The sequence below is a fragment of the Ideonella sp. A 288 genome (assembly GCF_002198735.1).
In the GTDB taxonomy this organism is placed as follows: Bacteria; Pseudomonadota; Gammaproteobacteria; order Burkholderiales; family Burkholderiaceae_C; genus Pseudaquabacterium.
The window spans coordinates 1-15,742 of record NZ_MWLO01000088.1 but is presented as its reverse complement, the minus strand read 5'-3'; the positions used below and the strand labels follow the sequence as shown (position 1 = coordinate 15,742).

Annotated in this window: 13 protein-coding genes; 4 read left to right on the top strand and 9 right to left on the bottom strand. The window is 69.9% G+C overall.

What is annotated here, in order from left to right:
- Positions 1-18: 18 nt before the first annotated feature.
- The 6 genes from EOINJALH_RS07725 to EOINJALH_RS07700 form a co-directional block, all read right to left on the bottom strand.
- Entirely contained in the window at positions 19-1,344 is a 1,326-nt protein-coding gene (locus EOINJALH_RS07725; RefSeq protein ID WP_088279772.1) for a TRAP transporter large permease subunit, read from the bottom strand.
- Positions 1,337-1,849: a TRAP transporter small permease subunit gene (locus EOINJALH_RS07720; RefSeq protein WP_088279771.1), complete on the bottom strand. Its 513-nt coding sequence runs from the start codon at positions 1,847-1,849 to the stop codon at positions 1,337-1,339. The genes EOINJALH_RS07725 and EOINJALH_RS07720 overlap by 8 nt, the downstream gene beginning before the upstream one ends.
- A 1-nt stretch (position 1,850) precedes the next feature.
- Positions 1,851-2,942, bottom strand: a complete 1,092-nt coding sequence (locus EOINJALH_RS07715; protein ID WP_199873203.1) for a TRAP transporter substrate-binding protein — start codon at positions 2,940-2,942, stop codon at positions 1,851-1,853.
- Positions 2,943-3,215: 273 nt separating this feature from the next.
- Positions 3,216-4,730, bottom strand: coding sequence for an AMP-binding protein (locus EOINJALH_RS07710; protein ID WP_088279770.1), 1,515 nt, complete (start codon positions 4,728-4,730; stop codon positions 3,216-3,218).
- A complete protein-coding gene (sauS, locus tag EOINJALH_RS07705; protein ID WP_088279769.1) occupies positions 4,727-6,139 on the bottom strand; it encodes an acylating sulfoacetaldehyde dehydrogenase in 1,413 nt (470 codons plus the stop codon). Before sauS ends, EOINJALH_RS07710 begins: the two co-directional genes overlap by 4 nt.
- A gap of 80 nt (positions 6,140-6,219) precedes the next feature.
- Positions 6,220-7,200: a tripartite tricarboxylate transporter substrate binding protein gene (locus EOINJALH_RS07700; protein ID WP_088279768.1), complete on the bottom strand. Its 981-nt coding sequence runs from the start codon at positions 7,198-7,200 to the stop codon at positions 6,220-6,222.
- A gap of 212 nt (positions 7,201-7,412) precedes the next feature.
- On the opposite strand from EOINJALH_RS07700, the gene EOINJALH_RS07695 reads away from it, so the two are divergent.
- Together EOINJALH_RS07695 and EOINJALH_RS07690 are read left to right on the top strand one after the other, a co-directional pair.
- The gene (locus EOINJALH_RS07695; RefSeq protein ID WP_088279767.1) at positions 7,413-9,026 is read left to right on the top strand and encodes a phospholipase D family protein; all 1,614 of its coding nucleotides are present in this window, start codon (positions 7,413-7,415) and stop codon (positions 9,024-9,026) included.
- A 75-nt stretch (positions 9,027-9,101) separates the two neighbouring features.
- Complete coding sequence (locus EOINJALH_RS07690; protein ID WP_088279766.1) at positions 9,102-10,304, top strand: hypothetical protein; 1,203 nt, start codon at positions 9,102-9,104, stop codon at positions 10,302-10,304.
- A gap of 105 nt (positions 10,305-10,409) precedes the next feature.
- Here EOINJALH_RS07690 and EOINJALH_RS07685 read toward each other — a convergent pair whose 3' ends face one another.
- From EOINJALH_RS07685 to EOINJALH_RS07675, 3 genes are all read right to left on the bottom strand, one after another.
- The gene (locus EOINJALH_RS07685) at positions 10,410-10,988 is read right to left on the bottom strand and encodes a YceI family protein (protein ID WP_088279765.1); all 579 of its coding nucleotides are present in this window, start codon (positions 10,986-10,988) and stop codon (positions 10,410-10,412) included.
- Positions 10,985-11,578, bottom strand: coding sequence for a YceI family protein (locus tag EOINJALH_RS07680; RefSeq protein ID WP_088279764.1), 594 nt, complete (start codon positions 11,576-11,578; stop codon positions 10,985-10,987). Before EOINJALH_RS07680 ends, EOINJALH_RS07685 begins: the two co-directional genes overlap by 4 nt.
- Before the next feature lie 88 nt (positions 11,579-11,666).
- A complete protein-coding gene (locus EOINJALH_RS07675) occupies positions 11,667-13,154 on the bottom strand; it encodes a M81 family metallopeptidase (protein ID WP_088279763.1) in 1,488 nt (495 codons plus the stop codon).
- 189 nt (positions 13,155-13,343) lie between these two features.
- On the opposite strand from EOINJALH_RS07675, the gene EOINJALH_RS07670 reads away from it, so the two are divergent.
- Together EOINJALH_RS07670 and EOINJALH_RS07665 are read left to right on the top strand one after the other, a co-directional pair.
- Entirely contained in the window at positions 13,344-14,423 is a 1,080-nt protein-coding gene (locus EOINJALH_RS07670; protein WP_088279762.1) for a ferritin-like domain-containing protein, read from the top strand.
- Between the two features lie 28 nt (positions 14,424-14,451).
- The gene (locus EOINJALH_RS07665) at positions 14,452-15,543 is read left to right on the top strand and encodes a Zn-dependent alcohol dehydrogenase (protein WP_088279761.1); all 1,092 of its coding nucleotides are present in this window, start codon (positions 14,452-14,454) and stop codon (positions 15,541-15,543) included.
- Positions 15,544-15,742: the final 199 nt, after the last annotated feature.

Sequence of the window (15,742 nt, the reverse complement as noted above, 5' to 3'; positions counted from 1 at the left end):
GCAGGGTCGACAAGGCCGCTACCAGCCGATCACCTTGGGAAGCCAGAGGGCGATGGACGGGTACAGGAACACCAGCGCGAGTGTCACGGCCTGCATGGCGATGAACGGTACCACTCCGCGGTAGATGTCGCGAATGCCGACCTCTGGCGGGGCCACGCCCTTCAGGTAGAACAGCGCCCAGCCGAACGGCGGCGTGAGGAAGGATGACTGCAGGTTCACCGTGATCAGCATCGCCAGCCACACCGGGTCGACCCCCTGCGCCACCAGCACCGGCAGGAACAGCGGCACGGCGATGTAGCTGATCTCGATCCACTCGATGAAGAAACCGAGCACGAAGATCAGCGCCATCATGAACCAGATGTCGGTGTTCACGCCGCCCGGCAGCCAGTCGAACATGCGGGTGATCAGGTCCTCGCCGTGCAGGCCGCGGAACGACAGCGCGAACACCTGCGCCATCATCAGGATGAACATCATCATCGCGGTGATCTTGCTGGTGTCCAGTGCCACCTGCTTGAGCACCTCGAAGCGGAAGCGGCCCGACAGCACGGTGATCAGCACCGCGCCGACGGCGCCCATCGACGCCGCCTCGGTGGGCGCGGCCACGCCGCCGACGATGGAGCCCAGCACCGACACCACCAGCATGATCGGCGGCACCACCACCTTCCAGAAGCGCACCCACAGCTGGCGGCGGCTGACCTGGTCGCGCTCTGCCAACGGGATCGGCGGCATCAGGTGCGGTTTCCACCAGCCCAGCAGCAGCAGGAAGACGATGTACACGGTGGCCAGCAGCATGCCCGGGCCCACCGCCGCCGCGAACAGCGTGCCCACCGACAGCTGCATGATGTCGGACAGCAGGATCAGGATCAGGCTGGGCGGGATGATCTGGCCCAGCGTGCCCGAGGCGCAGATGGCGCCGCAGGCGATGCCCTTGTCGTAGCCGCGGCGGATGAGCGTGGGCAGCGTCAGCAGGCCCAGCGTGATGACGGTGGCGCCGACGATGCCGGTGGTCGCACCCATCAGCACGCCGAACAGGATGATGCCCACGCCCATGCCGCCGCGCACGCCGCCGGCGATGTGGCCCATCACGTCGAGCAGGTCGTCGGCGAGGCGGGATTTCTCGAGCATCACGCCCATGAAGACGAACAACGGGATGGCCATCCACTGGTAGCCCGCGACGATGCCGAACAGCCGCGCCGGCAGCAGGTTGAACAGCGATTCGCCGAAGCCCAGCCAGCCGAAGACGAAGCCCACGGTGGCCAGCGTGATGGCCACCGGCACGCCGATCATCAGCAGCGCGAAGAACGCCACCAGCATGAGGATGGCGTAGGTCTGTGGCTCAAACATCGCCGTCGCCCACGGCCTGCCGGCGGAAGTGCAGCAGGCGCAGCAGCGCCCCCACCGACTGCAGCGCCAGCAACGCATAGCCCAGCGGGATCAGGCCCTTGACGACCCAGCGCATCGGGATGCCGCCGGGGTCGGGCGACTTCTCGCCGATGGACCAGGCCTGCGCCACGTAGGCCAGCGACAGCTTGACGAAGACCAGCGCGACGATCAGGGTGAGCACGATCGACACCACGTCGACGGCGAACTTGGTGCGCGGCGAGTAGCCGGCATAGAACAGGTCGACCCGCACGTTGTCGCCGCGCTGCAGCGCGTGGCTCATGCCCAGCAGGATCAGCGCCGCCAGCAGGTGCCATTCGAGCTCCTGCGCCCACACCGAGCCCAGGCTCATCGAATAGCGCAGCAGCACGTTGGTGGTGACCAGGCCGATCATGGCCAGCGCCACCCACAGCGTGAGGCGGCCGATGCGGTCGATCAGCCCCTCGATCGCCCGCATCGCGACCGCCATGTCAGCCACGGATCTTGGTGTGGTAAGCCTCTTCGCTGACCTCGGACCAGCGGTCGTACTTGGCCTTGAAGGCCATGTACGAGGTGTGCACCTTCTTCGTCAGCGGGTCGGCCGCCACGGCCTCGGCCAGCACCTTCTCGGTCTCCTGGCGCAAGGCCGCGATCACGGCGTCGGGCAGCGGCCGCGCGATGACCTTCTGGTTCTTGATCAGGTCTTCCATCGCATCGGCATTGGCCTTCTGACACCAGCCCTCGCTGATGACGTTGCAGGCCGCCGCGGCGTTGGAGACGATGGCCTGCAGGTCCTTCGGCAGCTTCTGCCACGCGGCCTTGTTGATCAGCAGTTCGGACACCGTCGCCGGCTCGTGCCAGCCGCTGGTGTAGTAGTACTTGGCCGCCTTGTGCAGGCCCAGGCGGCGGTCCTGGAACGGGCCGACGAACTCGGCCGCGTCGATGACGCCACGCTCCAGCGCCGGGAAGATCTCGCCGCCGGGCAGCACCTTCACGTCGACGCCGAGCTTGGCGTAGACCTTGCCCGCCAGGCCGGGGATGCGCATCTTCAGGCCCTTGAAGTCGGCGACCGTGGCGATCTCCTTCTTGAACCAGCCGGTCATCTGCACGCCGGTGTTGCCGCAGGGCATGGCCACCATGCCGAAGGGCTCGTAGACCTCGTTCCACAGGTCGATGCCGCCGCCGTCGTAGAACCAGCCGTTCATGCCCTGGAAGTTCATGCCGAAGGGCACCGCGGTGAAGTACTGCGCGGCGAAGGTCTTGCCGGTCCAGAAGTAGCTGTTGGCATGGTTCATCTCGACCGTGCCAGCGCGCACCGCGTCGAAGCCCTCGAAGGCCGGCACCAGCTCGCCCGCGCCGAACACCTGGATGTTCAGGCGACCGTCCGACATGTCCTTGATGCGACGGGCCAGGTCGGTGGCGCTGCCCGGGCCGTCCATGTAGAACGGCGCGCCCTTGGGGTAGGCGCTGGTCATCTTCCAGTTGAAGGGGGTCTTGGCCTGCGCGGCCACCAGGGCGGGAGCGCCCAGCACGCTGCCACCGAGGGCGGCGCGGGTGAGGAACTTGCGGCGGATCGGCGTCATGCGAGGGTCTCCGGTGGTGGGGCTGGTGCACGGGGCCGCGCCACGCGGATCGACGCGGAGCCCTCGATGTGTGCAGTCAGCAAGGCCCATGCCCGGGGATGGGTCCGGCCCATCCCCATGCCGGGGCGCCGTGGCGCAAGGGATGTCCGTGTTCCGTGCACCGGTCAAGCCCCGCGTGCCCACGGATGCACCTGAAGGGTGTGCACGCCCCGCCGCGGCATGGCGCCGCCCGCACGCCGCCTGCACGCCGCGCGGCACCGCGCCGCGAACCGCTCAGCCCGCGATGTCGAGCAGCTTGAGGCGCTGCACCTTGCCCGAGGGCCCGCGCGGCAGCTCGCGCACGAAGCGGAAGGCCTTCGGCGTCTTGTAGCGGCCCAGGTGCTGCTCGCAGAAGGCGCGCAGCCTGTCCTCGTCGGGCGTGGCACCCTCGCGCAGCACGATGCAGGCCAGGATCTCCTGCCCGTAGTGGCGGTCGGGCACGCCCACCACCGCCGCCTCGAGCACCGCCGGGTGACGCAGCAGCACCTCGTCGATCTCGCGCGGCGCGATGTTCTCGCCGCCCTTGATGATCAGCTCCTTGATGCGCCCGGTGACGAAGAAGAAGCCGTCGGCATCGCGGTGCCCCAGGTCGCCGGTGCGCAGCCAGCCGTCGGGCGTGAAGGCGGCCGCGGTGGACGCGTCGTTCTTGTAATAGCCACGCATCACGTTGGAGCCGCGGATGGCGATCTCGCCGGTGGTGCCGTCGGGCACCGGGGCCCCTTGCGCATCGATCACCCGCGCCTCGCAGCCCGAGGCACGTCCGACCGAGCCGAGCTTGCGCTGCGCCGGATCGAGCGGGTTCGAGAACGACGGTGCCACGGTCTCGGTCAGGCCCATGGTCTCGATGACGCCGATGCCGAAGCGGGCCTCGAAGGCGCGCAGGTGCTCGGGCGGCAGCGCCGACGAGGCCGAGCGGCAGAAGCGGATGCGCGCCAGCAATTCGCGCGGCGGCACCTCGCCTTCGAGCAGGTAAGAGATCATCGTCGGCACGACGTTGATCCAGGTGCAGCCGCGCTCGACCGCCTGCGGCCAGAAGCGCGCGGCCGAGAAGCGCGGCGGCATCGCCAGGCTGCCGCCGTGGGCCAGCGGCGCCAGCATCGTCACCGCGAAGGCGTTGATGTGGTACAGCGGCAGCACCGCCAGCACGCGGTCACCGGGGCCGAGGCCGTGCTCGTCACTGATGGCCCGGGCGTTGGCAGCCAGGTTGGCCTGGCTGAGCATCACGCCCTTGGGCACGCCGGTGGTGCCCGAGGTGTACATCAGCAGGGCCATCGCGTCGGCCTCGGGGGCCGAGGGCTCGGCCAGGTCCAGCACGGCGGGCAGCGGCAGCACGGCGGACTCGGGCGCCACGGTGACCAGCGTCACCGGCCGCTCGATCGTGGCCAGCGCCTCGCGCACGGGCTCGGTCCACTCGGGGCTGGCGAACACCACGCGGCAGTCGGAATGGCCCAGCACGTAGCGCATCTGCTCGGGCTGCGACAGCAGGTTCACCGGGTTGACCGCGAAGCCGCCGTGCATCGCGCCCAGCAGCAACTGCAGCGTGGCCGGGCCGTTGGGCATGACCAGCGACACGGTGTCGCCACGCGATGCGCCCAGGTGAGCCAGCCAGGCCCCGACCTCGCGGCAGCGCCGGGCCAGCGTGGCGAAATCCAGCGCGTGGCCGCCATCGCCGTCCATCGCATAGACCGCCTGGGGCCACTGCCTCGCGGCGCGCTCGATGAGCGCGTGGACGGTGTCGACTCCGGTCATCGCGGCCCGTACTTGTCGAAGTAGGCGCCGAAGATCTCGCGCTCGGTGGGCACGCGCTCGGGGATGGGCCGAGAGATGCGCGTGATGTTGAGGTAGTGGCGGTAGTTCATGTTGTCGGAGAAGTTGTTGCCGCCCCAGGTGCCGCAGCCCATCGACAGCGAGAACGGCAGGCCGTTGTCGAAGCTGCCGCCGGTGGCGATGGCATGCGCCTGGTTGACGATCACGCGCGTCACCGGCAGGTTCAACCCGAGCCACAGGGCACGGTCGGCGTGCGCACTGTGCAGCCCCACCGAGTGGCCGGCGCCCTGGTACGCGTAGATGCGCCGCACGGTCTCTGCCGCCGCGGCGAAGTCGGGCACGGTGTAGAGGGCCAGCACCGGGCTGAGCTTCTCGCCCGAGAACGGGAAGTCGGCGCCGAAGCCGCTTTCCTCGACCAGCAGCAGGCGCGGATTCTGCGCCGCCACGTCGGCCAGGCCGGCGCGCTCTGCCACCGTGCGTGCCGACTGGCCGATGGCCGCCGGCGAGAGCTTGCCATCGGGCCACATCAGCGCCTGCAGCGCGGACTTGTGGCGGCCGTCGACCAGCACCGCACCCTGCGCGCGCAGCGCGTCGACCATCGCGTCGCGGATGGCCGCCACCAGCACCAGGCTGTTCTCGGACGAGCAGCTGGTGGCGTTGTCGAAGGTCTTGCTGCGCAGGATGCGCTCGGCCGCGGCAGCCGGGTCGGCGCTCTCATCGACGATGCCGGCCACGTTGCCGGCGCCCACGCCAAAGGCCGGCGTGCCGCAGGTGGCCGCCGCGCGCACGTTGGCCTGCGAGCCGGTGGCCACCACCAGGTCGCACTGGCGCATCAGCTCGGCGGTGCTGGCCTTGGTCACCGGCGACGGCAGCAGCTGCACCAGATCGCGCGGCGCACCGATGCGGTCGAACTCGGCGTGGATGTGCTCGACCAAGCGCGCGCAGGTGGTCCAGCCCTTGGGCGAAGGGGCAACGATCACCGCGTTGCGGCCCTTCAGCGCGTTGATGATCTTGTTGGCCGGTGTGGCCGCCGGGTTGGTGGACGGCGTGACGGCGCACACCACGCCCACCGGCCGCGCGATCTCGACGATGCCGGTGTCGGGGTGCTCGGCGATCACGCCCACCGACTTCGCACCCAGCAGGTCGCGCAGCAGGCCCAGCGTCTTGCGGTGGTTCTTCCGCACCTTGTCGTCGACGACGCCGATGCCTGTGTCGGCCACCGCCAGCTCGGCCAGCGCGCGGTTGCGCCCGGGCTCCATGATGGCCCAGCCGGCCGCGGCGACGAGCTCGTCGGTGCGGGCCTGGTCGTGGCCGTCGGCGATGCGCTGCGCGGCGCGGGCGCGCTCGACCAGTGCGCCGACCATCGATCGGACCTCGTTCGGGTCGCTCATGTCAGTTCTGCCCGGCCGTCCGAAGGAACTGACGCGCCCCTCGGGGGCCGCGAACGCAGTGAGCTTGGGGTCGTTTCATGTCAATCGACCTTGATGTTGGCGTCCTTGGCCAGCTTGGCCCACTTGCCGAGCTCCTGCACCACCGTCTTGCCCAGCGTCTCGGGCAGGCCGCCCACGCCTTCGCTGCCCTGCGCCAGCAGGCGCGACTTCACGTCGGGGTCGGCCACCACCTCGTTGAGCGCCTTGTTCAGCCGCTCGACCACGGCCTTGGGCGTGTGCGCCGGCACGAACATCGCGTACCAGCTGTCCACCTCGAAATCGGCCACGCCGGCCTCGGCCATGGTCGGCACGTCGGGGAAGGCGGCGCTGCGCTTCAGCGTGGACACCGCCAGCGCCTTGAGCTTGCCCGCCTTGACATGCTGGGCCGCCGCGGGAATGGACACCCACAGCAGCGGCACCTGGCCGCCCATCACGTCGGTGACGGCCGGGCCGCCGCCGCGGTAGGGGATGTGGGTCATCTGGGTGCCGGTCTTCAGCTTCATCAGTTCGCCGGCCAGGTGCCCGGGCGAGCCGTTGCCCACCGACGCGTACGACAGCGTGCCGGGCTTGGCCTTGGCCGCCGCCACCAACTCGGCCACGGTGTTGTACGGCGCCGACGGGTGCGCCACCAGGATCTGCGGCAGCGAGGCCACGGTGCCCACCGGCTCGAAATCCTTGACGGTGTCGAAGCCCAGCTTCGGGTAGATCGCCGGGTTGATGGTGTGCGAGCTCAGCGTGAACAGCACCGTGTAGCCGTCGGCTGCCGACTTGGCGGCCATCTCGGTGCCCACCGAACCGCCGGCGCCGCCCTTGTTCTCGATGACGATGCTCTGGCCCAGCACCGACTGGAACTTGCCCTGCACGATGCGCGCGATGACATCGGTGCCGCCACCCGGCGGGTACGGCACGACGAAACGCACCGGCTTGTCGGGGTAGTTCGGCTGGGCCTGGGCCGCGGACACCGTACCCACACCCACCACGGCCGCGAGCACGGCAATCCAGCGGACGACTGACTTCTTCATGCAAGGCTCCTCAGGAATGAATCCGGGGCATGTCAAGGCCCCGGCGGCGCCATTCTTCCCGAAAGTCGATGACGGCGTGACGAAATCCGCACCGCAGCGATCTGCACCAGCGCAGGCCGGCGGCGCGCCGACGCACAGCGACCCCACGCGCGTCATCGCCGACATACCGCATTCCGACGGTGCGGCAGGCGCTTCCTATACTCGCCGTCGCCATGCCCCACCTGCCCCATCCTGTGACCCACGTGCTGCGGCGGCTGGCCCTCTGGCTGAGCCTGTCGCTGCTGGCCACCGGTTGTGCCGTGCTGCCACCCGGCCGCCAGGGGCCGCCGTCCACCGCCATGCCGGCCAGCCCCGCCACGCCGCTGGGCCAGTTGGCCGCCAGCGCCCTGCCCGACCCCGACCTGAGCGGCTTCCGGCTGATGCCCGACGGCGGCTTCGCGCTCGATGCGCGCCTGCAACTGGCGCGGCGGGCCCAGCAGTCGCTGGACGTGCAGTACTACCAGATCGAAAACGACGAGATCGGCCGCTACCTGCTGCGCGCATTGCGCGACGCCGCGCAACGCGGCGTGCGCGTGCGCCTGCTGATGGACGACTTCTACACCACCGGCGACGACGAACTGCTGCTGGCGCTGGCCGCGCACCCCAACATCGAGCTGCGGTTGTTCAACCCCTTCCCGGCCGGCCGCAGCCGGCTGTCGACGCGCTTCCTCTTCTCGCTGCTCGACTTCGACCGCGTCAACCGGCGCATGCACAACAAGCTGTTCGTGGCCGACGGCGCGATGGCGGTGGCCGGTGGCCGCAACATCGGTAGCCAGTACTTCGGCCGCAAGGATGGCGCCAACTTCATCGACCTCGACACCTTCGTCACCGGCGCGGTGGTGCCGCGCCTGCAGGCCCTGTTCGACCAGTACTGGAACAGCCCGCACATCCTGCCGGTGCAGGCGGTGGCGACGACCACGCTCACGGCCGACCAGTTGCGGCAGCGCTTCGAGGAACTCACCTCGCCGGCCACCACGCCGCCACCGGCGCCACCGGCCCCCAACGACCTGCTCGGCTACGCCCCGATCGCCGAAGACCTGGACGCCGGCCGGCTCAACCTGACCTGGGCCCGCGTCGAGGCGCGCGCCGATTCGCCCGACCGCGTCATCGGCAAGACCGCGTCGTACGGCGGCGTGCCGCTGCAGGACGTGGACAGCGTGCGCTACAACGTGGCCGAGACCATCCGGCGGGCCCGCAGCGAGGTGGTGCTGGCCTCGCCCTACCTGATCCCCGGCGAAGCCGGCCTGGACAACCTGCGCGAGGTGCGCGCCCGCGAGGTCAAGGTGAGCCTGGTCACCAACTCGCTGGCCGCCACCGACGAGCCGCTGGTGCACACCGGCTACCGCCGCTACCGGCCCGACATGCTGAGCCTGGGGGTGGACCTGCACGAGCTCAGCACCGACCGCGCGCGGCGCAGCATCCGCCTGGGCGTGTTCAACCGCGCCGTCGGCCGGCTGCACATGAAAACGGCCGTGGTCGACCGCCGCTTGCTCTACGTCGGCTCGATGAACTTCGACCCGCGCTCCAAGCTGCACAACACCGAGATCGGCCTGTTCATCGACAGCCCCGAACTGGCGCAACAGGTGCTCAAGCTCATCGACGTGCTCAAGCAGCAGGGCGCCTACCGCCTGCGCATGGGCGCGGACGGCCGCCTCGAATGGCTCAGCAACGACCGCGACAACGACGGCAGCGCCGACCAGGTGTTGCGCGACGAGCCCGACTCGAGCCTGCTCGACCGGCTGATGCTGGAACTGCTGGCACCGATCACGCCGGAGAGCCTGCTGTAGCCGGGGCGTTGCGTTTGACGCCCCTGGGTGGCGGGCCTAACATCGATCGATCACAGCCCACAGGGAAAGAGCATCATGCGACGCGAGATTTCAAAATGGTTTGCCATCACCCTGTCGGGCGTGGTGCTGGCCGCCTGCGGCGGCGGTGAACCCGGCCCCGCCGCCAGTTCGGCCTTCGTGGCCACCATCGCCACCACGCCGGCCGACACGGTGCAGCAGCGCACCCTGGCCGTGGCCACCGCCCGTCCGGCCAAGGGCCCCGCGGCCCGGCTGACCGCCCTGGTGGCGGGCACCCGCGTGGCCGACACACGCCGCACGGCGCTGGCGCTGGGCCCGAACGACCCGGTCGATGCCACCGCGGCGCTCGACTGGGCCGAATGGCAGTACCCCGATCTCTTCCCCAAGGGCCCTGCCAACGTCACGCTCGACTACCTGGGGGTGCGCTACACGGTGCGCACTTACCGCAACGGCAACAACCTGGGCATCACCTCGGCTGGCGGCATCTACGGCCTGGGGGTGTTCACCAACCAGCAGTTGGTCAGCTTCGGCATCATCGCCAACTACGAGTCGCTGGTGCGTGCCGACCGTTGCAGCGTCTACCCCGGCTCCTGCGACATCGGCGGCGGCACCACGCTGAACGAATGCCAGCCGCTGTCCACCACCTCGCTGGTGACCGGCACGCGCGTTCGCGCCGAGTACGAGTTCACCGGCCTGACCTCCGGCACCCAGGTGATGGACTCGCGGGTCGACGGACCGACCACGTACAACGGCCAGAGCGCCGTGCAGATCAGTTCCACGCTCACCGGCAATCTCACGGGCATCGGCACCTTGACCTCGTCGGACCGGAGCTTCGTGCAGGCCGCCGACGGCGGCCTGGTGCGCACGCTGGGCGACGAAGGCACCGCCACCCTGAACGGCCTGGTCACCGCCGCGAGCCGCAGCGTCTACGACCCGCCGGTGCTCAACAAGGAGTTCACGCTGGCGCGCGGTGGGGTGCTCACACAGACCGTCAGCGGCACGACCACGCCCACCCAGCCCGCCGGGCCGGCCACGCGCTTCTCGAGCACCACGGTCTACACCTTCGTGGCACGCGAGTCGATCAGCGTGCTCGGCAAGACCTACGACACCTGCCGCTACGTCGAGCGGGCGGAAGGGTCGCAGGCCTCCACCACCTCGTGGTACCACGTTGGCACGGGCATCCCGGTGCGCATCAATGACAGCGCCGGCGAGGCCAGCGCCGACCTGCGCACCGCCACCGTCAACGGCGTGCCAATCTGAGGTTTCCGCGGCGGGCCCGACCGCGGCGCCTGCTCGCGACGGGTCGGGGCTGCTGCGGAGCGACACCGGGCTCGCGCCCGGTCGCGTGGAGCCGCCGCATCGACCTCAAGGCGGCCCGACGTTCACGCCCTCGACCTGCACCACCAGCCGCACGCTGTCCTCGAAGCCGAAGGCCAGGCCCCAGGTCAGGCCCCACAGGCTGCGCTGCACGGTGGTCTCGAAGTCGCCGCCGCACACCTGGCGCTTGAGCATGGGGCTGTCGTAGCAGTTGAAGCGCATCGCCTTCAGGGTGACCGGTTGGGTCTTGCCCATCATGGTCAGCGACCCGTGCACCGCCGTCACCTTGTCGCCGGCGAAATCGAGCTTGTCGCTGACGAAGCGGCCGGTCGGGTGCTCGGCAACGTTGAAGAATTCCTTGCTCTGCACGTGCCGGTTTAGCAGGTCGACACCGGTGTTCACCGTGGTGATGTCCATGGTGATGTCGATCTTGCCGGTCTTGGCCGCGCGGTCGAGCACCACCGAGCCGTCCTTGGTGCTGAAGCGCCCGCGGTTGGTGGTGGTGGCGTAGTGGCCCATCTCGTACATGACGAAGGTGTGGGTCGGGTCGATCACGTACTTGGTGCTCTGCGCGGCCGCACCGGAGGCGGCCAGGGTCAGCGCGGCGGCCAGGGCAAGGGGCCTCATGGGGCACCCAGGCCGGTGAGGGCCAGCTTGAAGCGCACCTGCACGTCGTTGGCCACCATCGAGGTGTCGGCCCACTCGTTCTCGCCGACCTTGAATTCAAGCCGCTTGATCGTGAAGGCGCCGCTGGCGATCGACGGGCCGCCGGCCGCCGTCGGCGCGGCGATGGTGACCGGCACCACCACGTCCTTCAGGTTGCCCTTGATGCCGAGCTTACCGGTCACCTCGTAGCGGGCGCCGCCGACGGCCTTGATCGCGGCCGACTGGAAGGTGGCCTGCGGGAACTTGGCCGTGCCGAACCACACCGGCTTGGGCAACTCGGCGTCGGCCTCGGCCGACCCCATGGTGGCGCTGCCGATGTCGATGGTGAAGCCCACCTTGCCGGCCTCGGGCTTCTTGGCATCGAAGCTGACCTGCGCGTCGAACTTCTTGAACTTGCCCTCGACCGGCACGCCCATCTGCTTGATGGTGAAGACCACCTCGCTCTGCGCGGGCACCAGCTTGGCGACGGGATCGGCGGCCTGCGCCGCGCTGGCGGCCAGGCCGAAGCAAAGGGCCAGGGCGGCGGGCAAGGTCGGGGTGTTCAGGGTCATCGGGACGGCTCCGTTCGGTCGGTCTGGGCGCGATTCTGCCGGGAACCGGTGTCACCTGCAGGACACCGGGCCGATCGCGGCACGAAGGTCACAACGGATCGAGGGGGTAGATCGGCCGACGCACGTGCTTGAAATCGAGCATCGCGTAGTCCGAGGTGCACACGCCCGTGCCGGCGCATTCGACCACCGCGCGGGCCAGCGGGCGCAGGCCGGCGCGCCAGTGCACGCGGCTCTTGAGCATCAGATAGCGCTTGGCGGCGGGGTCGATGCCCACCGCCACGAAGGCCGCCAGATCGTGCGGCTCCACATGGTTGGAGATGACCACGATCTCGACCTTGCCGGTGTCCAGCACCACGGTGGGCCCCATGTCGTTGGCCTCGCCGCGGGCCATCGGGCCACGGTTGCGGTAGCGGCCATCGCAGATCAGCCGCACCCGCCCGGTCACGGTGCGCGGCTGGCCCGTCAGGCCGATCGACGGCATGTCGAGCTTGCCGCCCAGCGGCAGCGTGACCTGCGCGCCGACGCCCGCGGCGATCATCTGCTGCACCGCGGCGGGGTCGAACACGGCAAAGGCGGCCACGTCATCCAGTCCGGCGTCGAGGATGCCGCCCAGCACCGTCATCGTGTCCATGGTGCCGCCGGAGGCGCAGTTGTCGCTGTGGTCGAGCAGCACCACCGGGCCGGTGCCCGGCGCGCTGTCGGCCAGCGTGCGGGCACGGGCCAGCGAGTCGGCCAGCGGCTCGAGTCGGTAGACGAAGTCGGCGCGCCGGCCCCAGGCCATGTCCAGCAGTTCGTCGCACCAGCGGCGGGCCAGCGCCGCGTCGCCGTCGGTGACCACCACCGCCGACAGGCCGGCATTGTGGATGTCGGCATTGGGGAAGCCGACGAACACCGACGCCGACATCGCGCCCTGCGCCTCCATCTCGCGGCAGCGCGCCTGGATCTCGCGGTTGGGCGAATCGTCGCTGCCCTGGCGCATCACATGCGGCAGCATCGGTCGATTGCCCCAGGCCATGGCCGGTTTGGCGCGGCCGGCCAGCAGCGCCAGCACGGCACGGCCGGCACGCTGGCCGGTCTCGTACATGTCGACGTGCGGGTAGGTCTGGTAGCCGGCGATGGCGGTGGCATGCTCGGCGATGGCGGGGTAGAAGTTGGTGTGCATGTCCAGCGCCACGCCGATGGGCACTTCGGGGGCCATGGCGCGCACGCGGCGCAGCAGTTCGCCTTCGCCGTCCTCGTGCGACTGCGTCACCATCGCGCCGTGCAGATCGAGCAGCACAGCATCGCAGCCACGGGCCACCGCGGCGCAGATGCGGCCGGCGATGTGCTCGAAGGCGGCGTCGTGCACCAGGCCGCTGGGCCAGGCGCTGGCGGCGATGGCGATGTCGATCTCGGCTCCTGCTGCCTCGGCCAGGTCGATGAAGGCGCCGATCGCCGAGCCGGTGCCCTTGTAGGCGGCGTAGGCGGCAGCGCCCTCCGGCGGCTCGCCGCCACCCACGGCGAAGCGCGACAGCGGCGTGGGCACCGGCGAGTACGTGTTGGTCTCGTGCTTCATCTGCGCGATGACGAGTTTCATTCGGGCTCCTGGGCGCTGATCGATGGGGGTGGCAAGCTGTCGGGCCAGTATGTCGCAGCGCCTCGCGAGACGCCTCCGGGCACACCCGTGTCGCCAAGGGGACGCGCGCACCCCGGGGGAACCGCAGCTTGCGCGCCCCTGGCCCGGCGTTCACACTGGCCCGACCGCCACCGCGCGAGGAGATTCGCCATGAGCACGATGCGCCGCTACGCCCTGCCGGTGGACCAGACCGGCTGGCGCTTCCAGGGCCAGACCGAGACCGGCTTCTCGTGGGAATACGACGAGCCGCGCGACAGGCTGCTGCGCCTGTACGACAAGGCCAAGCGCGACCAGTGGGACCAGGCCACGCGCATCGACTGGAGCACCGACCTCGACCCCGAGAACCCGATGCAGCTGGACGACCGCATGATCTCGATCCATGGCACCGAGCTGTGGAACAAGCTCGACAACAAGCAGAAGGCCCACGTGCGCCGCCACGCCCAGGCCTGGAACGTCTCGCAGCTGATGCACGGCGAGCAGGGCGCGCTGATCGCCACCGCCCGCATCGTGCAGATGGCGCCCGACATGGACGCCAAGTTCTACGCCGCCACGCAGGTGATGGACGAGGCCCGCCACGTCGAGAGCTACTCGCGCCTGCTGCACGAGAAGTTCGAGCTGGCCTACCCGATGACCACGCCGCTGAAGACGCTGCTGGAGCAGGGCCTGTCCGACAGCCGCTGGGACTTCGTCTACCTGTGCATGCAGGTGCTGATCGAGGGCCTGGCGCTGGCCGCCTTCCAGCGCCTGCGCGACTACAGCAAGAACCCGCTGGCCGTGGCCGTCAACGCCTACGTGATGCAGGACGAGGCGCGCCACGTGGCCTTCGGCCGCATCGCGCTGCAGGACTTCTACAAGGAGCTCACCGACCACGAGCGCGCCGAGCGCGAAGAATTCCTGGTCGAGGGCTGCTACCTGATGCGAGACCGCTTCGACGCACGAGAGATGTGGGAGCACCTGGGCTTCCCGGTGGCCGAGTGCGTGGAGGCCGCGATGATCTCCGAGAACCAGCGCATCTTCCGCGCTCAGCTGTTCTCGCGCATCGTGCCCACCGTGAAGGACATCGGCCTGTGGGGCCCGAAGGTGCGCGCGGCCTACCAGGACATGGGCGTGATGCAGTTCGCCGACACCGACCTCGGCGCCAAGCTGCAGGCCGACGAGGACTGGGCCAAGGACCTCGACGCCCGGCGCGCCTTGAACGCCCACCAGGCCGCCGACGCGGCATCGGCCTGATCCCCACCCCACCACCCACGAGCCGCCCATGAAAGCCGCCGTCCTGCGCCAGACCCGCCAGCCCCTGTCGATCGAGGAGGTGCGCATCGACAAGCCGCGCTCCCGCGAGGTGCTGATCCGCACGGCCGCCGTCGGCCTGTGCCACTCCGACCTGCACTTCATCGACGGCACCTACCCGGCGGCCCTGCCCTTCATCCCGGGCCACGAGGCCGCCGGCATCGTCGAGCAGGTGGGCCCCGAAGTGCGCACCGTGAAGCCGGGCGACCACGTCATCACCTGCCTGTCGGTGTTCTGCGGCCATTGCGAGCACTGCGTCACCGGCCACCTGTCGCGCTGCATCAGCGGCGAGACGAAGCGCGCCACCGACGACGAGCCGAGGCTGTCGCACGCCGACAAGCCCGTCACCCAGTTGCTGGGCCTGTCCGCCTTCGCCGAGCAGATGCTGGTGCACGAACACGCCTGCGTGGCGGTGCGGCGCGACATGCCGCTCGACCGCGCCGCGCTCATTGGCTGCGCGGTGATGACCGGCTACGGCGCCGTCACCCACACGTCCAACGTGCGGCCCGGCGACACGGTGGCTGTCATCGGCTGCGGCGGCATCGGGCTGTCGGTGATCAACGGCGCGCTCATCGCCGGGGCCGGCCGCATCATCGCGGTCGACCGCCTGCCCGGAAAACTGGCGATGGCGCGCGCCTTCGGGGCCACCGACACCATCGACGCCAGCCAGGGCGACGCCGTGGCGCAGGTGCAGGAGCTCACCGCCGGCGGCGTGCACCACAGCTTCGAGGCCATCGGCCTGAAGGCCACGGTGGAGCAGGCCTGGCGCATGCTGCGCCGCGGCGGCACGGCCAATGTCATCGGCATGATCCCGCCGGGCGTCAACATCGAACTGCGCGGCACCGACTTCCTGGCCGAGAAGCGCATCCAGGGTTCGCTGATGGGCTCGAACCGCTTCACCGTCGACATGCCTCGGCTGGTCGACCTGTACCTGCAGGGCCGCCTGCACCTCGACCAGATGATCTCGCAGCGCATCGCGCTGGCACAGATCAACGAAGGCTTTGCCGAACTGCAGCGTGGCGAACTGGCCCGCTCGGTGATCGTGTTCGACGGAGTGGGCTGAAGTGCGTTCGTCTCCTGGCGCGTCGCGCTGACGGGTGCATTGGGCTCGTTGCGGACGTTTTGAGTGCTGAGCGGCTGGACGGTGTGGTGCCGTTGAGGCGCTGAGGCGGCAAAGCCGCGGCCGGGCAGGCCTCAGCACGCGACCTCCGGCGGTCGGCGCTGCGCGCCGACTTCCCACCGCCGATCGGGCTGGCGGCCCA